The sequence below is a fragment of the Weissella uvarum genome (assembly GCF_016908785.1).
GTDB classification, from domain to species: domain Bacteria; phylum Bacillota; class Bacilli; order Lactobacillales; family Lactobacillaceae; genus Weissella; species Weissella uvarum.
The window spans coordinates 21,567-44,095 of sequence record NZ_JAFBEO010000003.1 but is presented as its reverse complement, the minus strand read 5'-3'; the positions used below and the strand labels follow the sequence as shown (position 1 = coordinate 44,095).

General features: G+C 33.5%; 30 protein-coding genes and 2 pseudogenes. 3 read left to right on the top strand and 29 right to left on the bottom strand.

Annotation, left to right across the window (positions count from 1 at the left end; genetic code table 11):
* Positions 1-120 precede the first annotated feature (120 nt).
* The 29 genes and pseudogenes from JOC36_RS04595 to JOC36_RS04455 all read right to left on the bottom strand — a co-directional run bounded on the left by JOC36_RS04595 (position 121) and on the right by JOC36_RS04455 (position 19,997).
* Positions 121-849, bottom strand: a complete 729-nt coding sequence (locus JOC36_RS04595) for a hypothetical protein (protein ID WP_205145337.1) — start codon at positions 847-849, stop codon at positions 121-123.
* A 72-nt stretch (positions 850-921) separates the two neighbouring features.
* Positions 922-1,386 (bottom strand): hypothetical protein, encoded by a 465-nt coding sequence (locus JOC36_RS04590; RefSeq protein WP_205145336.1) that lies wholly within the window; start codon positions 1,384-1,386, stop codon positions 922-924.
* Positions 1,379-1,903, bottom strand: coding sequence for a hypothetical protein (locus JOC36_RS04585; RefSeq protein ID WP_205145335.1), 525 nt, complete (start codon positions 1,901-1,903; stop codon positions 1,379-1,381). The genes JOC36_RS04590 and JOC36_RS04585 overlap by 8 nt, the downstream gene beginning before the upstream one ends.
* Positions 1,904-2,025: 122 nt before the next feature.
* Positions 2,026-2,538 (bottom strand): hypothetical protein, encoded by a 513-nt coding sequence (locus JOC36_RS04580; protein WP_205145334.1) that lies wholly within the window; start codon positions 2,536-2,538, stop codon positions 2,026-2,028.
* Between the two features lie 2 nt (positions 2,539-2,540).
* A complete protein-coding gene (locus JOC36_RS04575; protein WP_205145333.1) occupies positions 2,541-2,738 on the bottom strand; it encodes a hypothetical protein in 198 nt (65 codons plus the stop codon).
* A gap of 69 nt (positions 2,739-2,807) precedes the next feature.
* Positions 2,808-3,320: pseudogene (locus JOC36_RS08730) on the bottom strand (CHAP domain-containing protein).
* A gap of 123 nt (positions 3,321-3,443) precedes the next feature.
* The gene (locus tag JOC36_RS04565) at positions 3,444-3,980 is read right to left on the bottom strand and encodes a phage tail tip lysozyme (RefSeq protein ID WP_205145332.1); all 537 of its coding nucleotides are present in this window, start codon (positions 3,978-3,980) and stop codon (positions 3,444-3,446) included.
* A gap of 48 nt (positions 3,981-4,028) precedes the next feature.
* Positions 4,029-4,187, bottom strand: a complete 159-nt coding sequence (locus tag JOC36_RS04560; RefSeq protein ID WP_205145331.1) for a hypothetical protein — start codon at positions 4,185-4,187, stop codon at positions 4,029-4,031.
* 12 nt (positions 4,188-4,199) lie between these two features.
* Complete coding sequence (locus tag JOC36_RS04555; protein WP_205145330.1) at positions 4,200-4,667, bottom strand: hypothetical protein; 468 nt, start codon at positions 4,665-4,667, stop codon at positions 4,200-4,202.
* Positions 4,668-4,844: 177 nt separating this feature from the next.
* The gene (locus tag JOC36_RS04550) at positions 4,845-6,248 is read right to left on the bottom strand and encodes a hypothetical protein (protein WP_205145329.1); all 1,404 of its coding nucleotides are present in this window, start codon (positions 6,246-6,248) and stop codon (positions 4,845-4,847) included.
* 198 nt (positions 6,249-6,446) lie between these two features.
* Positions 6,447-6,794, bottom strand: a complete 348-nt coding sequence (locus JOC36_RS04545; RefSeq protein WP_205145328.1) for a hypothetical protein — start codon at positions 6,792-6,794, stop codon at positions 6,447-6,449.
* Positions 6,795-7,003: 209 nt separating this feature from the next.
* Complete coding sequence (locus tag JOC36_RS04535; RefSeq protein ID WP_205145326.1) at positions 7,004-8,248, bottom strand: ATP-binding protein; 1,245 nt, start codon at positions 8,246-8,248, stop codon at positions 7,004-7,006.
* 36 nt (positions 8,249-8,284) lie between these two features.
* Positions 8,285-8,872 (bottom strand): hypothetical protein, encoded by a 588-nt coding sequence (locus JOC36_RS04530; RefSeq protein WP_205145325.1) that lies wholly within the window; start codon positions 8,870-8,872, stop codon positions 8,285-8,287.
* A 682-nt stretch (positions 8,873-9,554) separates the two neighbouring features.
* On the bottom strand, positions 9,555-10,067 hold the full coding sequence (locus JOC36_RS04525) for a hypothetical protein (RefSeq protein ID WP_205145324.1): 513 nt from the start codon (positions 10,065-10,067) through the stop codon (positions 9,555-9,557).
* Entirely contained in the window at positions 10,064-10,438 is a 375-nt protein-coding gene (locus JOC36_RS04520) for a TcpE family conjugal transfer membrane protein (RefSeq protein ID WP_205145323.1), read from the bottom strand. Before JOC36_RS04520 ends, JOC36_RS04525 begins: the two co-directional genes overlap by 4 nt.
* Before the next feature lie 8 nt (positions 10,439-10,446).
* Positions 10,447-10,623 (bottom strand): annotated as a pseudogene (locus JOC36_RS08725) (TcpD family membrane protein); the annotation flags it as partial.
* Between the two features lie 67 nt (positions 10,624-10,690).
* A complete protein-coding gene (locus JOC36_RS04515; protein ID WP_205145322.1) occupies positions 10,691-11,581 on the bottom strand; it encodes a conjugal transfer protein in 891 nt (296 codons plus the stop codon).
* A gap of 371 nt (positions 11,582-11,952) precedes the next feature.
* Positions 11,953-12,351 (bottom strand): MerR family transcriptional regulator, encoded by a 399-nt coding sequence (locus JOC36_RS04510; protein ID WP_205145321.1) that lies wholly within the window; start codon positions 12,349-12,351, stop codon positions 11,953-11,955.
* A 20-nt stretch (positions 12,352-12,371) separates the two neighbouring features.
* Positions 12,372-13,226 (bottom strand): aldo/keto reductase, encoded by an 855-nt coding sequence (locus JOC36_RS04505; RefSeq protein ID WP_205145320.1) that lies wholly within the window; start codon positions 13,224-13,226, stop codon positions 12,372-12,374.
* Between the two features lie 45 nt (positions 13,227-13,271).
* On the bottom strand, positions 13,272-13,916 hold the full coding sequence (locus tag JOC36_RS04500; protein ID WP_205145319.1) for an NAD(P)H-binding protein: 645 nt from the start codon (positions 13,914-13,916) through the stop codon (positions 13,272-13,274).
* 84 nt (positions 13,917-14,000) lie between these two features.
* On the bottom strand, positions 14,001-14,522 hold the full coding sequence (locus JOC36_RS04495) for a flavodoxin (RefSeq protein WP_205145318.1): 522 nt from the start codon (positions 14,520-14,522) through the stop codon (positions 14,001-14,003).
* A 261-nt stretch (positions 14,523-14,783) separates the two neighbouring features.
* Positions 14,784-15,086 (bottom strand): hypothetical protein, encoded by a 303-nt coding sequence (locus tag JOC36_RS04490; protein ID WP_205145317.1) that lies wholly within the window; start codon positions 15,084-15,086, stop codon positions 14,784-14,786.
* A 33-nt stretch (positions 15,087-15,119) separates the two neighbouring features.
* Complete coding sequence (locus JOC36_RS04485; protein WP_205145316.1) at positions 15,120-16,340, bottom strand: replication initiation factor domain-containing protein; 1,221 nt, start codon at positions 16,338-16,340, stop codon at positions 15,120-15,122.
* Positions 16,333-16,659 (bottom strand): hypothetical protein, encoded by a 327-nt coding sequence (locus tag JOC36_RS04480; protein ID WP_205145315.1) that lies wholly within the window; start codon positions 16,657-16,659, stop codon positions 16,333-16,335. Before JOC36_RS04480 ends, JOC36_RS04485 begins: the two co-directional genes overlap by 8 nt.
* A 395-nt stretch (positions 16,660-17,054) precedes the next feature.
* A complete protein-coding gene (locus tag JOC36_RS04475; RefSeq protein ID WP_205145314.1) occupies positions 17,055-17,951 on the bottom strand; it encodes an FtsK/SpoIIIE domain-containing protein in 897 nt (298 codons plus the stop codon).
* Positions 17,952-17,984: 33 nt separating this feature from the next.
* A complete protein-coding gene (locus JOC36_RS04470; protein ID WP_205145313.1) occupies positions 17,985-18,230 on the bottom strand; it encodes a hypothetical protein in 246 nt (81 codons plus the stop codon).
* Between the two features lie 211 nt (positions 18,231-18,441).
* Complete coding sequence (locus tag JOC36_RS04465) at positions 18,442-18,888, bottom strand: hypothetical protein (RefSeq protein ID WP_205145312.1); 447 nt, start codon at positions 18,886-18,888, stop codon at positions 18,442-18,444.
* A 57-nt stretch (positions 18,889-18,945) separates the two neighbouring features.
* Entirely contained in the window at positions 18,946-19,167 is a 222-nt protein-coding gene (locus JOC36_RS04460) for a hypothetical protein (RefSeq protein ID WP_205145311.1), read from the bottom strand.
* 80 nt (positions 19,168-19,247) lie between these two features.
* Positions 19,248-19,997: a hypothetical protein gene (locus JOC36_RS04455; protein WP_205145310.1), complete on the bottom strand. Its 750-nt coding sequence runs from the start codon at positions 19,995-19,997 to the stop codon at positions 19,248-19,250.
* Positions 19,998-20,497: 500 nt separating this feature from the next.
* Between JOC36_RS04455 and JOC36_RS04450 the strand changes: the two genes are divergently transcribed.
* The 3 genes from JOC36_RS04450 to JOC36_RS04445 all read left to right on the top strand — a co-directional run bounded on the left by JOC36_RS04450 (position 20,498) and on the right by JOC36_RS04445 (position 22,488).
* Entirely contained in the window at positions 20,498-20,917 is a 420-nt protein-coding gene (locus tag JOC36_RS04450) for a hypothetical protein (RefSeq protein ID WP_205145309.1), read from the top strand.
* A 648-nt stretch (positions 20,918-21,565) separates the two neighbouring features.
* The gene (locus tag JOC36_RS08770; protein WP_275585799.1) at positions 21,566-21,691 is read left to right on the top strand and encodes a hypothetical protein; all 126 of its coding nucleotides are present in this window, start codon (positions 21,566-21,568) and stop codon (positions 21,689-21,691) included.
* Between the two features lie 314 nt (positions 21,692-22,005).
* Positions 22,006-22,488, top strand: a complete 483-nt coding sequence (locus JOC36_RS04445; protein WP_205145308.1) for a hypothetical protein — start codon at positions 22,006-22,008, stop codon at positions 22,486-22,488.
* The last annotated feature ends 41 nt before the right edge of the window (positions 22,489-22,529 follow it).

Here is a 22,529-nt window from a genome sequence, read left to right as displayed (position 1 = left end):
CTTGAAATCAAATTTAGAATATACTGCCTTTCATTATCACTGAAACATAATTTTCTATTGATATTATGGATCTTTTTTAAAATATCATTCACTATTATTCCAACCTTAAAATCCTGTATATTATATGTCCTTTGTTTTGAAATCAATTAAAGGATGTTCAGTAATTTCATTGATTAATTGTATTAGCGTGCAAATATGTGAGTTTAAAGCTTTATTTGTAAAAAACATGTCAAAATCAGTTTTAAGTTGTTCTAATAAGTTTGATACATTCTGTGTTTGGTTAAGCATATTATGGTAAATACTGTCAAAATCTTTGGTCGCTCCTTCAGTTTCAACTTTATAAAAAGATATTTTAACAATATCAAAGTCTTTGAAAGTATCATTAAATTTTTGATATAGCCTATCTAGTAGACGGAGTTCAATTTGTGAACGCTCTAATGTATTAAAAAAGTCTTCTTTTATTTGATTGAGCAAAGGTTCCATTGTTTCCATAAAACTCTTTAAAGTTGGGATTAAGTCATCTATAAAATCGTATAGATGAATATTTGTAGTCCTTGTATTTTTTAAACTAGATACTTTCGACAAATACTGAATGTATTGGTTTACATATTCATCTATTTTCATCACCTTTTTATACCACTCTCTTAGGTACTCAATGTCATTTGATAAGTTTATTAATTCAAGAAGTTGAGCTAAGTTAGTCCATCTTTCTTCATGTTCACTAGTTTTTGATGAATATATTTTTAGCCTTTTCAAATATTCTTCTGGGGTATCAGGAACACTTTTAATCAAACTTTGACAGTCTATATAAAAGTCACGAGCGAAAGCAGTGGCAATGTCTTGCCACATAAAAAGCTATCAACACGAGTAGGGTCAATAGCTTCTGTTTGTGGAGTAGTCGTCATAGATATACCGTCCTATTTATTCAATTGTTATATCAGTAGCATTAGATAAATCAGAGTTGTTTGAATCTGTCTTTTCTACTGCTTGAATAGCTTTAATATAATCATTAGTTGGAAGATTATCAAAGTTTCCATTGTTATTCATAATGGTTGGTACACTAGTTAACTTATATTTAGTTTTATAGTTTTTGTTCGCACTACCATTCATATTTACAAGAACTAAATCTTTTTTGAATAAATTGCGTACTAGCAGTATTGACAGAGCTTTACGACAGCTGGTACAGTCATCACGATAAAAGACAACGGATTTATTATTCTTAACCCCCTTTTTAATTTGAGTTGATGGTACATTGCGATTACTGCGTAAGAACTTGTTGTACTGACCAATTTCATAATCAAGGAAAACCAGTAAGATGATGATTAATAATAAGCATTGCTTCCAAGTCATATCTAAAATACTGTTTGATTTTCTATAATTAGCCATTTTCTACTCCTTTCACGCCATAGTCATATTTAATATCAGTAATTTGATTAGTTGGTAAATCATATTCGATAGTGTAGATAGCTTCATTATCTTCAGTGTCTGAATTCTTAGTTGTAATCGTATGCTTTTCTAAGACTTTTCCTTTTAATACACCGTTCTTTATGTGGGTGATATAAAGTTTAGCTGAAACAAAATCGGAACTCATATGATTATTATCGATATAAACTTCTCCTGTTTCTTCACGATCGGTTTTAAATAAGTCTGACTGAGTAACGTTAATACTAGCTAAGTAACTTTTTTCAATTTTGGCTCGACGATCATTATAGGATTGCGAACTATCATATTTATCCATGATTTCAAAAAAATTATGGATATTGGTTTGCGCTTCTTTTGCATCATAGTTGTTTTTATAACTGATATTTTGGTTAGAACGCAGATTATCTAACTCTGATTGAGTTACCTTAAGCTGTTTATGTTTTTTGGTACTTTTAACATAAGTGTTTTGATAAGTATTCATGGCATGATTGAAAAATCACCAACTACCAATAACTAATAACAGTAAACCAATCACGATTAGCTTATTGCGATTCGTGTTAAGCATTAGCAGGTACCTCCCTTTTTGCATGCACTTTTGTAATTTCAACATTTAATGAATCTACGGTTTATAGTAAAAACGATTGCCGGCATAGCTGAATCTTTACTCTTTAGAATAACTAAGTAGTTAACATTACCGTTTTGTACTGATTGACGACTCAACGAAACAATTGTATAAGGCTTCGACTTGGTTTTAGATATAACATTTGGTTGACGATACTTAAGTAGTTCAGAAATAGCATTGGTCGAACTAGCTTCTTCACTTAATTCGTTTTTATAGTCTTGAAACTCTGATGAATTTCTAACTGGATAATTTAATGCTTTTAGTGAAAAATCACGCACGAACTTATCCGTTTTAGATAAATCAATTGAGCGATGTTTGGAATTACTCTTTTGTTTGGCTGTTTGTAAATCAATAACCTCTAATTGTTTGTTCTGTTGATACAATTTGAATTGAAGTTTCTGATTGTCACGATGAGCTTGAATACCACTATGAATAAACAATCCTGACAGTATTAGAGCAATAATACTGATGATAATAAGTTGAGTTCTCTTCATAACTAACTCCCCTTAATAATTTTCAACTCTGATATATCTTCAATTTGGAAATTATCATTCATGATTACTTGGTATGCATAGCCTTTAACTTTGACATACCAGTCAATTGCGACATTAAAATACCAATTAATGACGGTGCTATTTGGAAGTTGTAACAGAGTTAATATTCTTTGATTAGCGGTTTCAATTGTTGATTGCATATTTAAGATTCCTTTCATACATAAAAAGACCTGAGTAATAGTTACGTAGGTCTTTATTTTTATTGATTATTATTTTCCTTGAATAAAGGTAAGCCCTTTTCCACTTTTGAACTCACGAAATGAAATTGTTCCTGAACCAGCGTTAACGACATTGCACTCACTAACTAAGAATGAACCATCATCATTGACATGTTCCACAAATGCAATGTGACCATAGGTGCAACTGATCCATATTGACCACCTTTAAAACAGACTGCCCACCCTAGGTGTATCGGTTTGTGTTTTTAGTCCGTGTGATTTAGCAATCTTTCCCCAGTTCCCACCATTTCCGCCATCACCACTAAACCAAGGTACTGGATGACCAGTTTGTTTCATACGATTAAAGACATACCAAGTACATTGACCGAATGGATATTGGTTTTCTTTATAGGTTGTTGAACGATTATCAGAGAATTTTATTTTGCCTTTGTATTTAGCAGGCATGGCTTTTACGGGTGCTCCTGAACTTTGACCACCTACCGTAGCTGATTTATTATCACAACCTAATTGTTCAGCTAAATCAGAAGTGTTTTCATTGTTCAACTTCGTATTAGATTTAGCGTCTTGTGCTAATGGTGAATTATGTTTTTGTGAAGCAAAGTCTAGCTTCAATGCTTTTTTGATTGATTGTGCGTTAGATAAAATTTGAGAAGATTTACGTTGAGCCTAATCACCAGCAGGTAGGCCTTCACCTTCATAGCCTACATTCCATGCCTCTTCTGCTTGCTCCATACTAGTGGCTTTACTAAGTTTTGTAGCAACATGTTTATACGAACCGTTCAATTCTTTATCTACTAAATCCATTTGCGATTCAACATTATCTTTCGTATTCCCATAACGATTACCATTTACACCACCAGTTCCCCATTGAAAGATTCCTTTAACTGCGCCACCAGGGTTTACAATTGTTGGATCAAAGTTGGATTCTTTCCAACCAATTGCTAAAACAGTTGCAGTTTGATCACCTGAATAGCCCATCTGTTTAAACCGTTGACTGGCATACTTCATATCTTTGTAGACTTTGCTTCCCTTGTTATTCCAACTACCGCCACTTGTACCTCCTTTGCTTGATTGGACTGGTGCTTGAGAATCTACATTTGTTTTACAAGATAAATCCGTACCAAAAATAGAGAGTATAGAGATTATGATGATTAACAGTAATCCCGTTATTGCTCCAATAATTAGTACAATTGTTTTTTTCATAGACTACTCCTAATAAAAACCACTAGTCTAAGTTAGCTAGTGGTTTGGTTATGTTTGAATAATTTGTAGTAACAATGCTTCTGGATAAATTGGCTCATCTAAAGTTGATGGATACTTTTGATTTATTAATCTAAATAACATGTTCTTTGATTGAGCTGATGCATAAATTAACTTAGTATCTTTCCCAATCAGTCGATAAATCTTCAAGAAGCCACCTCCTTATCTTAAAAAGTTTTGAGGCTGTTCTTTGGACTCTTCCTCATAGATTTTACGTAGTTGTTCTTGTGTTTCATCATGTTTGTCAGCATTCTCAGTTTCTGAATTAGTATTTGAAGCAAATTCAGAAACTGAATGAGCATTGTTTTTAACTGAATCAGAATACTGTTCAGGTTCAATTGTTGTTTCAACAGATGAAGTTTCTGATTGATTAATGTAATCAGGTATATCATTACTGTGACTAGGTTGTTCATGAATATATTCGCTATTGATTTGATTGGCTTCACTTAGTGATTGATCATACTGGGAATGATCATTTAATGGATTATCATTTTCATGTTGAGCTACATGATGTGATTGTTGAATTAGTGATTCTGAGGCATGCTCTTCATCTTGTATTTCAGCAGGAACATCAGTTGTATTAATTTCATTTGAAGTTGTTTCATTAGCTTCAGCTGGAATATTAGTCATATCCGGTTCATCTTCAATGACATCACTAGGTACGTCATTGTGTTTTGGAGCATTCGATGCTTCAGTATTATCAGGTATATTGCTATCTGGTTCTTCATCAACATAATCAGCAGGGATATCAGAATCATCATCAGACTCTGAAGTATCGTTTGGAAAATCCTTAGTATCAGTAATAGTTCAAGTTTCATCTGATGAATTATTTTGATGATTGTTATTAATTAGATCCGTTGATTCTAAGTTATCAGGGACTTCATTTTGTTCTTCATCATTTGTTTCTTCTGCAACGTGTTGAACTTCATTTTCTCCATCTTCATGTACTCGATCTAATCCACCATAAAAACCATTCTTAGCTTCTACGAAAGTTGGTGTGTGAGTAGAAATAAACTCAGTTCCATTTCGTATTGAATGAGCCATGCCATCTGCATAAGGGACATTAGTGATTTGACCACCACTTACAGCAGACATAATATGACCGCGATTTCGCCATAGTAAGTAAAGCAATACAAACTGTAAGACTGAGGCAACTAGAGTTAATCCAATTGCTGATGAACCTTTAAATGAACCATTTAAAATAGAAACTAATGTTGTTGTAATCGTATTTGAAAGGTTTACGACAACAATCAAAATAACCACAATTGCTTTGGTGAAGAAAGCAGTGATGATTTTAAAAATACCGTTGTACAATGATCGGTTAAATCTCGGAAAGTACGATAGTATCGCTAGAATTGGAATTGATAAAGTCAGCGTAGCAATCAATGTTACTACCCAATTGATTAAGCCGATTCCAATATAGGATAATCCGTTAAGGATAATTACAATTATGCCAGCAAAGGCAGTAGATGATTTTTGATTGGCGTTTTCTTTTTCAAGATACTTCTTATAAGGGGTGACGTCTTTGTTTCCTTTTATCTTATCAACGTCTTTTGCGCTTAAAGGTTTGTCCTTTAAAAAATGAGCTTGTGCATTTTTACTAGTTTCGGCGTCGCCAAACTTCCCTATTTGCCATAATTTATAAATACTATTATCAAAATAGTCACGTCTGACAGCAGTTACGGATTTTGTTGTTTTGCTTTTATCATCAGAAATTAAATCAGTATAATTTGTTTTTTTAGAATTAGAACTATCAAAAGAACGAGAAATACTAGAAGCAACTGTTGTTCCTAGACTGTCTGAAACTGAATTAATGCTAGTTAAAATTGGCCCAACATTTAAGAACCAGATTGATGAAACTAATAAAATACAAAATATTTGTATTAGTTGCTTATAGGCAGCAGTCTTTCCTTTTGTCACGTAGAAAAAAACTGAAGCAATAGCACCTAATGCAAAAAATGTATTTAAGACAACGCCAGAAATACCAGAGTAAAGTGCTTTGGATATTGCAGTAACCCAACTAATTAACCCATTCATCGAATCGGCATTGAATAAAATATTAATCAATGAGTCCATTCCAGAATAAATTAAAGTAACTAATGACCAAAGTAAATCACCAATAAAGTATGTGCTGTTAGCATTGAAGTCAGTTACACCAGTTGATTCATGATATAGTTTAAAACTATCAATATTCTGTATAACTTTATCCATATCATTATTAATTAATGCAGTTAAAATTGGACTGGAGTCTTTTTGTTCCGCATAAATTATTGTTTGATAAAGAATTAATGCAATAAAAAAAGCAACTAAAACTAGTAAGTTTAGTCACTTTAAATTGAATCTTTTAATCATTCATCGATTCCTTTCAAATAATAAAAAGACAACTAATAATAAAAAGACAACTAAAAATTAGTTGTCTTGACGATCAATTTTATAATTATCTATTTCGTAAAGTAATTTACCAGTATCAGGGTTCGAATCACTAATTGATTGAACATGTTTTGAATCTAAATTAACTAAATCAAATGTTGTTTGTTTTTGAAAAGTAACTTTGGAATTATCGTGTTTTCCAGTTGCAATTTCCTTTGCAGTTGACCCTGTTTTTAAGACTGGGTACGTTAATTTGACTATAAATATATTTTCATTTGATGAATTTGGATTACGAAACACTTGCCCACTAACATTAGATTTAGAATAAGGCTTTAAATAAGCTAGCTCAGTTTTTTCAGAATAGTCTGATTTAAGTGAATTGGCCACATCATTAATGGAATAAGTTAAAGCTTCTTATGCGTTTTGTTGTTCTTGATTATGTTTATAGGTTTTGTAGCCTACAACTGACAATGCGATTATAACGATTAGGGCAATTCCGCCCATAATCCATTTTGTGTTTTTAGACATAGAATGTACCCCTTTCGATTCACTTTGACGCTTTCAGGATATCTAACCTCCTTTCAAATTACAATGATTTAGTTCCACTTTTCTTCAGCTTTTGCACTCGCATTTCGTTCAAGTATTTTAAAGAGTTGCATAAACTCTGGGATCATTGAGTGAACGGCAATCTTCCCAACCCGACCATAAACATCACGGAATAATGCTTCACCTTTAATAAAGTTCTCAAACCATTTTACGTTTGATTCAGTTGGTTCAAGTCCAACATATTCAAGAATACGACTAGTTTCACTTGATTCATTGAAAGCAAATACCACTCCGACTTGTCCGTGATCATCGTTAGAACTCAAATCATCAATCGATTGAGTAGCGTAAATCAAAGCATTATTAAATGAACGACAAACACGTTTGATTGACTTTAAAATAGCTCGACCAATTGATGAAGTTTGGAATATCCAAGCTTCGTCGATAATTTCAAATGTATATTCATCTGGGTTTTCACGCCCAAACTTATCAGCGAATTTACCTAAGGCAAACATGGTTGCTAAAGAAGTACGTTGAATAGCGGTATAAGTTGACGGGTCTTGTTTTTCATCTGGTAAATCAAGTCCAGCAACTTCAAGAATATTGATTCGTGTATTAAAACTGACTGAATCATTAGAACCATCTGAAAAACTAAGTCGTAAAATACCACCTGTGACAGTTTTTCGAATAGCACGAGCTAGTTGGTCATTAATTTCAAAAACTTGGTGATACATCGCTACGGCGACATCATAAGCTGGGTCAGTATCAGGTTGCATATTATCACTACGGTTTCCAAATCCTGCTAAGAATACGATTGGGTCTAAAGCGCCCCAATTATCAATATTTGATTGATCTAATGTTGTGAAATGGAACTGATTAATAAGCTCAATTAATTCCGGATATTGAGTTTTAAAAGCTTCGTCATCAGTTGCACGACTAAACCAACGTTTTATTTCTTGTTTAGGGTCAATATATAGTAACTTAGCTTGCATCATCGAGAGATACATCATGATTAATTTAACCAAGAATGACTTTCCCTTACCTGTTTGACCGGTTACGGTGATATGCGGACTATCGGTAACGGAACCAGCTACACCTTGATTTGTAACGAGCGGATTAAAAAAGATAAGGTCTTTAGATGAATAAACACTTTTGATAATTGATTGGCTTCTTGAAGTATTTGAGACACGGCCAATCACGAAACCAGTATTATTACCTAATTGATGAGAAATACCAAATAGATTTTGAGCTAAACCATCTTGACTAGAATACTGTAACCACCGTTGCTCTCCTTCCAATGAATAGCCTGGTAATAGACTGTAGAATAAATCGATTTATTGCGCACTGGCATTACTTAATTCAACTTTTCGACGACGCATAGTTTCTTGTAATGACTTAGTTCTTCGTCGAAGTTCTTTTAGATCATTGGCGTAAATAACATAAACACCAAACCAACGATAATACTCATTACCCTTATCTAATCCATTTCGCATTAGGTTAAGAAGATACTTAGTCGTCTTTCGTTTATCACTTGAATCATATTGACCGGATTGCAAGGCGTCCTTATCTTCGAAATTCATTTCTTTATCTAAGCCACTTAAACGACTTTTCAAGTTCTTACCAAATCCAGTTTTCTTTTCAGTCATTACTTTCATATGGAATTCAACGGGGAATTTTTTTCTTTGTGCAATCTCAAAGAAATGGCTGTTGGTCAAATCAGTTGGTGTAGATGAGATTGGCAACATTGAAATATAGCCTTCTCCATTTTGATTCTTTAAGTAAATTGCTCCTTTCTTTGAAGCATTAAGTGTTCCGTCTAATAGATTTTCTAAGTAGTGATCATGACTTTCATCAACCACTGAATGTTTAATACCACGTAAAAAGTTATAACGAATCAAGTATGCTAGTTCATTTTCAGTCATTACTTGCCCGTTAATTGTAGCAAGCGTATTTTCGACTTCATCAGAAATATCATGATATTGATCAAAAAAGGGATCATCAATGACTATGTCGTAGCCTAAGGTTGGTGCAATATTGCGGACGATATCATCAAGTACGCCATTAACTGATTCTTTAATTGAATCATCGTACTTGAATGATTTGAGTTTAATACCTAAAACATAGTAGCTTTTGGTGACAGTATCGAATTCATTTTCTAAAGCGTCAATTTGTTTATGAGCATAGAACTCAGCGACATTTCGGACATCATCAGCAAAGTCTTCAGATAAGGAATTTTGACCAAAGAATCGTTCTTGTAAATCTAGTTCCTTTGGAATTAAGATTAAATCAAATTCTCCAAAACGAGATAAGTCTTTATCTAGAAATGCTAGTTTATGCTTCCACTCTGTCTTTTGCTTAATATCATGATTTGAAATACTTTAACTTTTAATGCCGTAATACGCCCAAACATCACCAGTTCTAGTTAGTAATAGGTTATCTTTAATTTGTTTAATGGGACTTTCTAATGTTGTTTTCAAAGCGTTAACACCACCTTTCTTTCATGATTGTTTTGGAATTAAATTGATAAGTCGATTTAAAAAGCTCAGCTAGAGTATGACCTCCATGAAAGCTAAACTTTCGAGCTGAACTAATAAGGTTATTTAGTTAGACTTCGGCAATATAAGCGCCTTGAATTTCAGTAACTTGGTCTGAATCAATCAACGTTTGCCCAATTTTATGCCAATCAAGATAAGCGTCAATATCGCCAGGTAATGAACGTAAAATCGAATCCGTATCCCCTGCAACATTTGCATATGAGAGTGCCATATCTTCTGGGTCTCTAGCGGGAATTAACATGTAATCATTTAAGGTTTCTTCGTTTAAGTTATGCCAACAACCTAATGTGCCATCGATGAACTGTTTCATTTGGTACATCGATAAGATTTTAAAATCACTGTTGGCTAATGTTTCTAAAACATGGTTTAGTCGATTGAAGTCTGAATCATTCATTTCAGAAATGTCACCTAATGTAAATGGCAAACTTTCATTCATCATGGTAAAAGGTTCATCTCTTGCCCATTCATAGATTTGCGAATCATCAAACGGGAATCGGAACTTTTGACTAAAGCCTAAGCGTTTTTTGATCGTGATATAGACATCATCAGTCGTGAAAGTCATTTAATAACCACCTCACTTTCTGTATAGAACACTGGTTTATCATGACTAAGGGTACGATTTGGTAAATAGAACTTTACGTAGTATTTGAGATATTGCCAGACATATTGATGAACTTTTAATCCATCAGGGTTAATCGTGTCATAGAGTTTGTAAGCAACAAATGGTGGAATCAATAATGTTGCAAATAAATAATTTGAGTTTACTTTCCAAACTAAGTAAACGAACGGTAGATTGATTAAAAATGAAATCAAAATAACGAAGAACGTTTCGACAGAGAATGCATAGGTGAAACCACCATACTTCTTGGCAACTGTGCCACGAAAGGTATAACTGTGACGAAACAAAGGTCGGTAATTATAGGTATCCTCCATAACCCCTCCTAACCAAAAATCATTTGGAAGATGTTTCCAATTGCCCGCATAACCATTGGCCCTTTAGCGATTAACAACCAAGCAAAGCCACCAAATAATGCAACCATTACGAAGTCTTTAAAGTCACGTCGAATAAAAGCCATAATGACTAAGATGATGATTCCGATAAAAAGTAGTGAACCACCTTGCTGGGAAACTCATTGTTATAATCCGGAAAAATTCATAGTTTGTACTCCTCTCCTTATTAATTAGTTAATGACCGAATTCTGAAACAAAGTATGTGTTGTCCTGTTTCTTGAGCTTTAAATCAAACTGTTCTGAATGGACGGTACCCGTGTCTTTTTGCTTTAACATCATCGTCCCTGAAATTCGAGGCTTTTCTTTTGTACCCGAAACGTGTGGATCATCGATTGAAGTTACTGTGTATTCACCATTTAAACCGGCAGGTTCATTCATGATGAAGCTCATTTCTTTAGCTGTTGATGAAGTGTATTTGTTTAAGAACTTTGTCGCAAACTTAGTGACATCATCGACTTCATTTGTTGACATATCAGTATCTTGTTTAGTATTGCGAACAAGTGCTTCTGAAATATGACCAACGTTAGACCGTGCATTAGAGACAAATGGATAAGCAACAACAGTAAATTGATTATCCTTAGCTTGATATGGAACATTTAAGTAGACCGTTTTAGTTTTCCATTCTTGTTTTAGCTCATGCTTATGTTTCTTATTATGTTTAACTTCCTCCTCTTTAGTTTTGATTTTGTATTCAACTTTTAGTTGGGCAATTTTAGTGTTGTTTTCAACATACAAAGCAACTAAGTAAGCTGAAATTAAATGTTGTTCTTTCCAGTTATCACTATCAGCTAGTTTGTTTGTATCTAGGTCTTTAGCGAAGTATGGCTTGAGAGCGTCTTTCCATTTGGTAAAGTCTTGAACATTTCCAGATTGATTAATATATGTTCGGACAAAATTTTGCATATATCCACCAAGTGCAGGATTATAAGCTAGCGAACCGGTTTGGGCTTTATCGAGCTTTGTTTCAAATTGTTTGAGTTGTACTTTTAATGTCTTGTTTTGGTGTGAAACTGATTTGACACTGATAAAAGCAATTGGACCACTAATGACTAATAATCCAATCAAGCCAAGCAGAATCCAACGGGAAGTTTTAAGAGAGACTTGATTCTTTTCATGTGGTAAACGCTTGATTTTAAATTTGGGAATACGCTTAAATTGTAGTTTTTTAATATAAGGACGCTCCTTTCAGAAGAATTGATGGTATAAAAAAGACCACTCTAAACATTAAGTAAAGAGTGATCTGACTAATATTAAAGCGACAGTCTTGTCTACACGGACATTGATTGTCACAATGGTGTATGATGCGTGCGTGGAAGATAGGGTATTTACCTTATGGGTATGGGAACTGTTTTAGGAGATGTTCTAAATCCTCCACAATTGCAGGATATAATATTCTGTTTTAAAGTCAACGCTTACATAATAAAACATTTAACTTTTTATGAACGGTCACGTTTTTCAAGTTCATGTAATTCTTCTTCTGTTTTTTTCATGTGATCATCGTAGTGAGCTAATTTGTATTCCAAGTGCTCAATCGCAAAATCAATATCATCTTTGCGTTCTTGCATGGCATCAATTTGTTCACGAAGAATTTGTTTCTGCTTTTCCGTGTTATCTTCAGCGTCATCAACTAAATCAGTATATTCTTTAAGGGCTTTAATTGACATACCGGCGTCACGCATTTGTTTAGCAAAGTTGATTCGACGAATAATCTTTTCATCAATTTCACGGTTGCCAGCATCATTTCGTTCAATTTTTGGAATTAAGCCCTCTTTTTCATAGTATCTAATCGTATCGGTAGAAACACCTGTTGTTTGACTAGCTTCTTTAACGTTCATGATTATTTGTTCACCTTATTTTATTTTTCAACAGAACGGTGAGCCATCCATGTAATCATTTCAGGGTCTTCATGTGAGAAGAATTGGCTATCACCAGTATCTAATTGTGCAATTGTCTTCATCTCTTCATCAGTTAATTCAAAGTCTAAGACGTCTAGATTTTGAGCCATACGCTCTGACTTAGTAGATTTTGAAACAGGTACAATACCACGTTGTACATTCCAGTGTAGCACAACTTGTGCAATTGACTTGCCATGATTATCTGCAATTTTTTGAAGCGTTTCATTACTGAATAAACCATTCTTCCCTTCGGCAAATGGTGCCCAAGCTTCTACTTGAACGCCATAATTTTGTAGGTATTCAACAGATTCGGTATTCTGATTAAATGGATTAACTTCAATTTGATTAATATCAGGCTTAACACCACTAAACTCAGCTAGATTAGTAATTTGAGCAATCGAGAAGTTAGAAACACCGATAGACTTAATCAAGCCCGCTTCTTTAGCTTCGTTCATTGCACGCCATGAACCAAAGACATCGCCATATGGTTGGTGAATTAAGAACAAATCCAAGTAATCAAGTTGAAGTCTGTCTAGTGAATCTTTAATAGCCTCTTTGGTAGCATCATAACCTGTATCATCCACCCAAAGTTTTGAAGTAATAAATAAATCTTCACGAGCTATATTTGATTCTTCGATTGCCTCACCGACAGCACGTTCATTTCCATAACTAGCAGCTGTGTCAATTAAGCGATAACCTTGTTCAATAGCATCAAGTACAGCTTGTTTTGCTTCACTTTGATCAGTTACTTGATAAACACCAAATCCTAAGTTTGGCATTTCTGTTTCTTCATTTAACTTTACTGAATTATCCATTTTAATATTCTCCTTTAATCAATCTAATTCTTTTCATAATTATTACTAAAACTGTGGTTGGTCACCATCTGTACCAGGTTTATTTAATCCAACACTGACATTTTCTAAATAATTTGGATTTCCAATAATCTTCAAAATAACGTCTGCAACACTTCTGCGAGAGACGGTAGTTCCTTTAAAGGGTTCATCTTTATACGTGATTTCATAATTGATTTCATCATTATTTGACAACCAAGCAATTCGTAGAATTGTATAATTCAAAGAAGAGGTTTCCAATAAGTCGGCAGATTGCTTACCTACTATAAGACCACTACCAACCATACGTTTATTCCATTCTCCAAATTTTCCAGGTACCTCATCATAAATACCCAAATCATTAATTGAAACAATCCGGTCTATTTCATTAGCTTGCATTGCATCGATGATATTTTGAGTTGTTTCAACATCTTTCGTTGCACCAGTTGTATCAATAACGATATCTTGATCCTTAAATGCATTTTTCAATGATTCAAGATTATATAAATCACCTTCAAACGAAGTACTATGATTTTCAACGATTAAATCATTTACTCGTTGTTTATCACGTAAAAACATGGTGATATAAACATTTTTAAATTCCGGACTACTGATTAATGTTTGTTCAACTAATCTAGCAATTGATCCATTTGCGCCGATGATAATAACGTTCATATAATTCACTCCCTTTCTTTATTTGATGACTTATCTAACTGAACAAATTGAGTATATTCCTTGGAGTGCACTCCAAAGCAAGTCTTATTTATAATTTTGTTTTAACCAGTTATCTAATTTAGTTGATACACCATCTTTATGGATACCTTCAATTGTGAATAAAATCCCCTTGTTTTCTTCACCACCTTTAACGGAAAATCCAGATGTCATCTTTGCGCCATTAATATTGCCTTCAATTTGATTCAAAGTATTTCCTGTTCCATATCCACCATTTGTATTAAATGGCAGAATAAGTTTTCCAGAAAAATCGTATGTGCGTAAGAATGTAAGTACTGCCTGTGGTAAAGCCATATTCCAAGTTGGTGTACCGATGAAGATGTTTTGATAATCATCAAAGTTATCAATTACAGTTGTAAGTTCAGGGAGAAAATCAGTTCCTTGTTCAAATTGATTTTGTTCAACTTCTTTTCGATAGTTAGCCGGACGAGGTTCTTGTGTTTCTATACGTATAATGTCTCCGCCAACCATACTTTGGATTAACTCAGCAATCTCTTTCGTATTACCTGTTCGTGAATAGTAGATAATTAAATTTTTATTTTTTGTCATGATGCATACCTCACTGTCTGTATTTTTAATACTTCTTTAGTATGCACCTTGGAGTTCACTCCAAAGCAAGCGTTAATTAATATAGAAATTAGCTAATTTAAAAAAAGACCACTCTAAACATGAAGTAAAGAGTGGCCTACCAATATTAGACAGACGAGGCAATTGAATATGACTATTAGGGATATAGCCATATTGAAGTACCTCTTATGTAGGAAGAACACTATAGTATTCCTCAACAACTGCAAGACTTAAAGTCAAATGCTACTTAACAAAACGTTTGATACTTGAAACAGCACTTTGAGTTGCTTGATTAACATTACCTGCATTCTTCACAATTCCTGAAGCTTGCGAAATAAAACGTAAGTTGTTACGTAGTTTCTTTAAATCATCTGAAAAGACTTTCTCAAGTTGTGGATCCTCTTCAATTAATGTTTTTAGCTCATTGACTCCAGCATATAAAGTATCTTTATCTAGCCCTTTCATACTAGAAACAACTTGATCGGCGTGTTCTTGTGAAGCTTGAAGTGCTTTAATTGCACGTTGTGTATTTGTATTTTCTGCCATAGTTATAATCCACCTTTTCTTTAATAATATTAGTTAATGCGTTTCTTCAAAGAGTTGCGCTTTTTTAATTTCACTGTCGATTTGGTCTTTAATAGACTGGAATAGCTTTTCTTGTTTGGGCGATAATTCTGCTTCTCTAATAAATTTGGCGACTGTCCCTAACCCCGTATGATTTAAGTCTAGTGCTTCAACTTGTTTAATCAGTTTTAGAGTTGGTGCTACGGAACGCTGAATCCAAGCAAGTGACCTCTCAAGACTAATCTCTTCTGGTATAGTTTCAAACTTAATCGCTTTTGCGTTCACAACAAAGTAATGCCAAGGTTCCCAAATAGTTCGGTCATCAAACTCTAACTGAACTTGATTGCCTTGTTTATCAACTGGTAACTCATCATAAAAAGTAAGGTAGCGATTAAAGTAGCCGTAAGTTGATTCAACTAATTGGTCACGAATCACCCAATCATTCACTAATTGCATAGCCTTTCGAGTATCCGCAATTTGTAATTCATAACGATTGATAATCCCTAAGTCATAGTTTTCTATCCCTAACTTACTAGCAATCTCTTTATCTTTTTCGTAGAAACGAAAGAATACATTACCCCTTTTTCCAAACTCTAACGTCCAACCAGAATACTGATTTCCATGAATGGCATGGGGTGATTTAAAGCGAGTTTTAACATCATTGTTTTGGGCTTTTTCAATTAGAGTTCCTATATCAAACCACCCGCAATAATCATTAATCGCTAAGTCAATTCGAGTAACTGTTCCATATTTCTTGAATGTTGCATTGTACAAAAACGTTGCCCAGTCAGTAGATTGTTGCTCAAGAATAAATTCAAATGATCGACAGCCCCTACCTGATATTTGTAAAAGTGAACCGACTGAATCAATTTCATCACGGCTAAAAATACGAATGTAATTGAAGCCGGAATAATTTAAAGATTCACGATATAACATACCTTCATTGCCACCACCAACTGAAAAATCGACAACTTTCATATTGAGGACGTCAGTTATTACTTGTTGGGCAGTGAGGTTTTCAAAACTGATCCGTAAGTAGTCAATTGAGATTGCCAATGTGCCATTGTAGTTAATAAAGGCATTTCGAATGCGCTCTTCTAGTGGATTTGGAATTTCACGTTTGCCTGATTCATAACGTTCATAAGCTGATTTACTAATATCTAAGTAAGCAGCCATTTGCCGTAATGACCACTTTTTAGCTAAACGAATGTCTTTTAGAGTCTCTGCTTTAATCATGAAATTCACCATCTGTAATGATTGAAGCACCAACTACAGCCTTTCTTCTTAGTCGTTCACGATAAGCTTGCCAAACTTGAATAACGGTTGCTTGTTCGTCGAAGCTCAACTGCTGTTTCATTTCTAAATTAACAGTTGGATATAGTTCATCAGGTTGGTAAACTACACTTTCAACGATTAACTCATCAAGCATATTAGGAATGAAACTAGGTAAGCTCCATGGATTGACGAGATAAGTTTGTTCTGAACCTGATTCATCAACCAATGTAAAAATGAACTTGTCACTTTTGGGATTAATAAGTAAGTGTTCGATACCCAAATAGCGATAGGATTTTGAATCAGACGTTCGATTAATGACCTCCTTTTACTAGAATAATTTCCCGGAATATTACCTGTCCCCAAATGGTCAAACGGGGACAGCTACCAAAATCAACGTTAGCCCTGTCATGACAATGTTACTGGCTACTTTTCTCTTAATTTTAAGCCCCCCCTATTAGGTAAACGGGGGCTTAGCAGATAAAGCAAGTTGACCTAAGTCCACGACCGCAAGAAAAAGCCTGTTTCAATCAATATAAAACAAAGAGCCTGTAAAGTTTTTGATGAGTACATGTGGGTCGGCCAGTACAGTTCCTAACGTCACTAATCATCGAAAAACAAACAGGCTCTAATCTTTTATTATTTCAATACACAGACTTTCTTGGACGGTAAGGTCAACTAAGCTTCATCTGCACGTTCTTTTTCTGCTTTTACCTCCAGTTCTTCTCCGAGCTTATTAAAATAGGCTTTGGCTTTGAAATTTTTAGGAATAAGTGGTGCAAAGAATGCACGTGTTTTATCAGGTGACCTTTGCGCATAACCCCAACCTTTGACATCTTTGGATAGATTAACAAAGTTGCTAGGGTCATCATCTGGAAAAATCAGACTTAACCCATTTGATTTCATCTTACCCAGTATGACACGGAATTGGAATTGATTACGAACGCCAGCACCTAGTGTTTCGGCGTCAGGTCGTTGCAAAGCAATAATTAGGAAGAAACCTAGTTGTCGACCTAACATTGTAATTTCAGTAGCCATACGTTTTAACTCTTCTTGTTGTTTCCAATCTAACTTACTATAAAAGGCACCGTATTCATCGAACATGAAGAACTTAGGTTGTAAATCATAATCACGATAATCCCCCATGCCGTCTGATTCTTTCAAAATCTTGGTGTATTCATCTGCACGAACGTACATATCTTCATAGAATTTCGCAAATGACTTAATGATTCGGTCATCGGAATAAACCACTTTACCTTTTAATGCCTTGGTGTTTGCAAGACTAGCTAAGTCAGTTATTTTAGGATCAGCAATCATGAGTTCGGCACCAGATTTCAATATTCCAGAAATAATTGAGAACAAGAAAAAAGACTTACCAGAACCAGTATCACCAGCAACCAACATATGCGGTACTTTGGCAAAGTTCCAAGTAAAGCCTTCCATAATTTCAATTGAATCTGAACTAATGTGCATATCATTTAAGCCAATTCGAGACTTTTCAGGAAACGTCAAGAATTCATGAACGATAAAACCATCTTCCGCGATCTCATCAGAGATAGTAGCACGAGTCGACATAGCTAATTCATGTGAGAACGTCCCATCTTGAAACTATTTTTGGAATTTATTGCAGTCCAATGGTAGATACAACTTAAAATCACTTCCACCAAACTTCATATAGATACGTGGATAATAAGTAACCTTAGTTTTCTGTTTACCATTCTTAGTGACAGTCGTAGTTTCATATATCTTTTTACTTTCAATCAATCTAGCAACTAAGGTTAACTTGTAAACCTTACCCCAAAATCCTAATTGATAGCGATTCTTACGATAAATGATATACAATCCTAAAAGCATTAAGCATTAAGCAATAAAAAAACACCGATACAAGTATTAAGCACCAGTGTGCTTCAAAGTATCCAGTCAATAAATAGTGTTTTGTACCTAGCATCAATTGAATTATCGAGACTAGTAGCAATGGTAAGGACAAAAATAAAATAATATATTTTGGAAGCTCACCATATAAAAGATGGATCTTTATTTTTCTAAAAATTAGCATTGAGTTCCTTTATAAAATCTGTAATGAATTAATATCGTCATTTAAAATCTCTTTCATTATTTTTACAGTTTTCTCGTATTGTTCAGCAGTATTATTGATGTTTTCTTTAGAACGGTCATAGTATTTACGGTTGGCTTCGTCTTTATAAGTTTTCCCATATGAAAAATCTAGATATACAGATGGATTTTGTACCATGTAAGAACAAATTTGATCAGACATTGCATCAACAAGTAATTTTATATCAGTGTAATAAACATGTTTTAGATACGAATACGTATATTCGGGTTTGCCCGTACCTTGAGAAAATTGCTTGTCGAAATCTTCCGAGTCAATATTATTGAACCAAATCTTCATTTTTTCAAGGGTAGCATATAAATCATCAAATTGTTGTTCGAAGTCTAAATCGAATTTTGTAGCAGCAAAAAAACTAGTGAAAGTTTCTGTATTTTCAGGCATATACAAAAGAGTACTGATATTAGTAAATCGTCCCTCTAAGAATGCAACATTGTTTTTTTACTCACTTAAATTACGATACCAAATATCTTTTTTTCTATCTGCCTTTGCTTCTTCTTTATCTAAGAGTCTAACTCTCTCAGCTTCTTTTTTATCCGCAATTCTATTTTGCTCATTAATGCGATCATTATGCTTTGTAGAAAAAAAGTATGTTAATACAGACGCGATAACAGGTGTTATCCAAAAACCATTTTGATTACTTAAAAAATTAGTAATATCCATATGTATTCTTTCCTTTAACTAAAAAATTGATTATTGCTTAGAATAGCATACGTTTACTTGTTTTTTAAGGTTTAATGTTATTACTGATTATTTTTTTCGGGTTTATTTTTGTGATTTTCTGCAGAATTTGGTTCAGTACGTGAATTATTCATGCTTTTTATTAAATTATCAGCAGACATTATATGTGAGTAATTACCTTGTTCAGGCATAAAGAACCTGATTCTTAGATTAACGAGTTTAATGTTATCCCCCATTTGATAATCATTTTCGATAGAGCTTAAAGTAGCAAGTGGTAAGTCGATTGATAAGTTTTGTTTCTTTTGAGAATCATAGACAGCAAGCTTAACAACTTCTTCTGTTAAATTATCAATAGGTTCACCATTACGAATTGCTTGTTGTCTCATAGTTGATTGTCCTTGAGAATAACCCGTAGTTACTCCTACAAATTGTAGTTCTGAACCTAAGTATTGTTTAACTGGAATTTCAAACTCATTTCCACCAAACGTAACAACAATACCATCTCCCGCTGTTGGTTCATTTGTCCAGTAAGTTGTTTCAGTGGAATCAATGGAAACAATCTTGGCTTGTAAGACACCTGAATTATTACGTTGACTAATATCTGATTGAACAATTGTTGGATTAATCAACTTAACATCTTGCATGAATTCAAAGTCATCATTGCTGAATGAATCAACCGGTTTGATTTTAATTAAACGATTAGCACTAATTTTTTCAGCACTTAAGTTCACGTACCCTTGACTCGTTCCACCATATTTTAGTTTTCCAAAAGTCTTGTCGATATTGATAGGTAATTCTGTAATTTTTAACATAAATAATATCCTCTTTTCTTTATATATAGATACATTGAGATATAATAAAAACTGATTATCATTAAGTTGATAACCAGTCTTAGTGGTATTAAAATCGCCTGCTCTGTATACTTAAATACGTCATCGCAATATGCGTTAAATTTATTTTAGGAGTTAGTAATTTATCATGGATAATAATGATGTTGAACAGAATACAGTGAAAGTAAAAATAATTAAACCAAACCAAAACAAAATAATGAAATTCAGTCTTTTTAAAATTTTACAAGAAAAGAAAAAAGTTGGAAGTCTAGACTATTTAATACTGTGGTTCCAGGTTTAGTAACATTTTTCACATTTGGTTGTATACTACAGACACTAGCATTTGCCTTAAATTTCATTAATTTTTCTTCATATACATCAAGTTACTTTACTAAAATGTATATTTTTAATATTTCAATTTTTTTAATTTGGATTAGTTATCAATATTTGTTTACACTAAGTTTTTTTCAAAGACAAAAGACATGAATAATTTAGAAAAGAACACCATTGCGTTGAATAAATGTTCCCTTCCAGTAATTTTATTATTAACTCTTTGTGTAACTGGATTTGTTGTTTTTAATCCTGATGATTTCTTGAACAACTGGAACACCTTATCTGTAGTACTAATAGCATTTGTTTGGTGTGGAGTGGTATTTATACTTTCATTTTTAATTGTGTATAGATTTCAAAGAACTATTGAATATTTAACTAAATATAAGTTAAGTGAACAAAGTGTTCTTTTCGATAATATAAAAACTTTGTTGCCCATCATTATTTCTTTTGGTTCTCTATTAGTATCGTTTTGTTCATTATTAACCAGTGTTCTTTTAAAAAATAAACGCAGTAGCAGTCTACTAGACCCCATTGAATGGGCTATCCCAATTCAAACTACGTTCGCTTGAAAAGGAATTTACTAAATTCTTCAATTTAGCTTTGGCTTTTTTCTAACGAGGTCAAACAGTTCTCTTTTACGTCCGCGACACCTCGTAACAGGAAACAAAATATGATAAACTCTCAATTGCGGTAGATGATTTGCATAAGTGTTAACCTGTTAATTCATATCAAATTGTCAAAGATCAAGTCGGCTAACAAAAGTTAGTCGGCTTTTTCTTTATTCAAAAATGCAAAGAATAAAGAAAAGGCATAGAGATGTACTACTTGTTTCAGTAACAAAACAAGTAGTACATCTCTATGCCTTTCACTATATAATCTTCAGTATAAATTAAACGGAACGATGCTCCCTATTGCTCTTTTTAAACATTTAAGTAAGTATGATAAAAATATATTTGCAACCTTAACCAACTCAGTATAAATTCAGGTACATCCCTATTTAGAATATTCCACACATTGCCGGAAAACAAATAATTTATTCCTAGGTTGGCCATAAGTCTATGCTATTATCAAATTATAATGATGTTTAGTTTAGACTTTACGAGCAAGAGACACATTGAATTTTTGGCAACAATAAGTGCCAATACAATATTATATATGCTTTTCAAGTGAGAAATAATCGATTAGGCCTCTCTCATAGAGGCGAAAGGATACTTTTTATGAAATTTGAAATAGCACAATCAATAGATACTGGAGATATTTTAACTGCACAACAAGCTTGGGAAGATAGTCATTCGGCAACCCAAAAACAACTGGGCCGAGTAAATTTATATGTCCAGATTTAGACCATTGTGGATGCCAATTAACCCTAATCAATTGAGGAAAAGATTCAAAAAAAAGAATTTATTTCCGCCAAAGCCATAATAATGCAGATCAAAGTCATAAAATAGGATGTATTTTTAAATATGGTTCTGAGACTGCAATTAACAAATTTCTCAACATAATAAATGGAACTGAATCCAAGCCAATTTCTAGCGAGGAAATATCAACCAATTTAACTAAGTTCATTGATGATTCTAGCAATAACAAAACTGTTGAAACTATTGATGACACACAATCTGATTCTCTACTAAATGACGATAATTTGGATAATCTGCACATGCATGCGCATGCGACTAATTCAAATTATGAAACGTTTAATCAGCATTTTTCACAAAGAAAACTAACTTCAATCGCATCTCTTGCTAAGATGTATGCGGAAGATCCAGATAGATTTATTGGTGGCATTGACTGGCCTTCAACAAATAAATCATTGGTTAAAGGATTACTATACGATTCCAAAGTAAAATTATCTTCGTTTGTTATTGATTTAGATGAAACTTTTTCTGAAGTAACACCTACAAACCAAGTGCTGGTATTTAAGGGGAGCTTTTGTATTAATACGTCGAAGTACAATGAAAATAAATTCTATTTGAAATTAGCGAATTCATATAATCAGTCAAAATTTAAAAATATTATCATGGATTTGGATGACTTAACTGGAATGCCAAATGCTCCAAAGGTAAGATCCGAACTAAGAAACAACCTAAAATCTAAGAAACCACGTGTAGTGTATAGTGTATATTGTAGGAAGTATATTTAAGTCTAATGATTCGGAAAAGTATACCTTCTCTCGCCGGCTAA

What these genes read in the sequence shown, in the direction of transcription:
- JOC36_RS04450 (WP_205145309.1), top strand. Translation starts at nt 20,498, where the DNA reads ATGAATAATTTAGAAAAGAACACCATTGCGTTGAATAAATGTTCCCTT.
- JOC36_RS04495 (WP_205145318.1), bottom strand. Translation starts at nt 14,522, where the DNA reads ATGACAAAAAATAAAAATTTAATTATCTACTATTCACGAACAGGTAAT.
- JOC36_RS04530 (WP_205145325.1), bottom strand. Translation starts at nt 8,872, where the DNA reads ATGACTGAAAATGAACTAGCATACTTGATTCGTTATAACTTTTTACGT.
- JOC36_RS04595 (WP_205145337.1), bottom strand. Translation starts at nt 849, where the DNA reads ATGTGGCAAGACATTGCCACTGCTTTCGCTCGTGACTTTTATATAGAC.
- JOC36_RS04485 (WP_205145316.1), bottom strand. Translation starts at nt 16,340, where the DNA reads ATGATTAAAGCAGAGACTCTAAAAGACATTCGTTTAGCTAAAAAGTGG.
- JOC36_RS04500 (WP_205145319.1), bottom strand. Translation starts at nt 13,916, where the DNA reads ATGAACGTTATTATCATCGGCGCAAATGGATCAATTGCTAGATTAGTT.
- JOC36_RS04580 (WP_205145334.1), bottom strand. Translation starts at nt 2,538, where the DNA reads ATGAAGAGAACTCAACTTATTATCATCAGTATTATTGCTCTAATACTG.
- JOC36_RS04590 (WP_205145336.1), bottom strand. Translation starts at nt 1,386, where the DNA reads ATGGCTAATTATAGAAAATCAAACAGTATTTTAGATATGACTTGGAAG.
- JOC36_RS04490 (WP_205145317.1), bottom strand. Translation starts at nt 15,086, where the DNA reads ATGGCAGAAAATACAAATACACAACGTGCAATTAAAGCACTTCAAGCT.
- JOC36_RS04565 (WP_205145332.1), bottom strand. Translation starts at nt 3,980, where the DNA reads ATGAAAAAAACAATTGTACTAATTATTGGAGCAATAACGGGATTACTG.
- JOC36_RS04510 (WP_205145321.1), bottom strand. Translation starts at nt 12,351, where the DNA reads ATGAACGTTAAAGAAGCTAGTCAAACAACAGGTGTTTCTACCGATACG.
- JOC36_RS04575 (WP_205145333.1), bottom strand. Translation starts at nt 2,738, where the DNA reads ATGCAATCAACAATTGAAACCGCTAATCAAAGAATATTAACTCTGTTA.
- JOC36_RS04470 (WP_205145313.1), bottom strand. Translation starts at nt 18,230, where the DNA reads ATGCTTTTAGGATTGTATATCATTTATCGTAAGAATCGCTATCAATTA.
- JOC36_RS04550 (WP_205145329.1), bottom strand. Translation starts at nt 6,248, where the DNA reads ATGGATAAAGTTATACAGAATATTGATAGTTTTAAACTATATCATGAA.
- JOC36_RS04520 (WP_205145323.1), bottom strand. Translation starts at nt 10,438, where the DNA reads ATGGAGGATACCTATAATTACCGACCTTTGTTTCGTCACAGTTATACC.
- JOC36_RS04445 (WP_205145308.1), top strand. Translation starts at nt 22,006, where the DNA reads ATGCATGCGCATGCGACTAATTCAAATTATGAAACGTTTAATCAGCAT.
- JOC36_RS04475 (WP_205145314.1), bottom strand. Translation starts at nt 17,951, where the DNA reads ATGTCGACTCGTGCTACTATCTCTGATGAGATCGCGGAAGATGGTTTT.
- JOC36_RS04555 (WP_205145330.1), bottom strand. Translation starts at nt 4,667, where the DNA reads ATGACTAATATTCCAGCTGAAGCTAATGAAACAACTTCAAATGAAATT.
- JOC36_RS04525 (WP_205145324.1), bottom strand. Translation starts at nt 10,067, where the DNA reads ATGACTTTCACGACTGATGATGTCTATATCACGATCAAAAAACGCTTA.
- JOC36_RS04585 (WP_205145335.1), bottom strand. Translation starts at nt 1,903, where the DNA reads ATGAATACTTATCAAAACACTTATGTTAAAAGTACCAAAAAACATAAA.
- JOC36_RS04465 (WP_205145312.1), bottom strand. Translation starts at nt 18,888, where the DNA reads ATGCCTGAAAATACAGAAACTTTCACTAGTTTTTTTGCTGCTACAAAA.
- JOC36_RS08770 (WP_275585799.1), top strand. Translation starts at nt 21,566, where the DNA reads ATGAAATTTGAAATAGCACAATCAATAGATACTGGAGATATTTTAACT.
- JOC36_RS04455 (WP_205145310.1), bottom strand. Translation starts at nt 19,997, where the DNA reads ATGTTAAAAATTACAGAATTACCTATCAATATCGACAAGACTTTTGGA.
- JOC36_RS04460 (WP_205145311.1), bottom strand. Translation starts at nt 19,167, where the DNA reads ATGGATATTACTAATTTTTTAAGTAATCAAAATGGTTTTTGGATAACA.
- JOC36_RS04505 (WP_205145320.1), bottom strand. Translation starts at nt 13,226, where the DNA reads ATGGATAATTCAGTAAAGTTAAATGAAGAAACAGAAATGCCAAACTTA.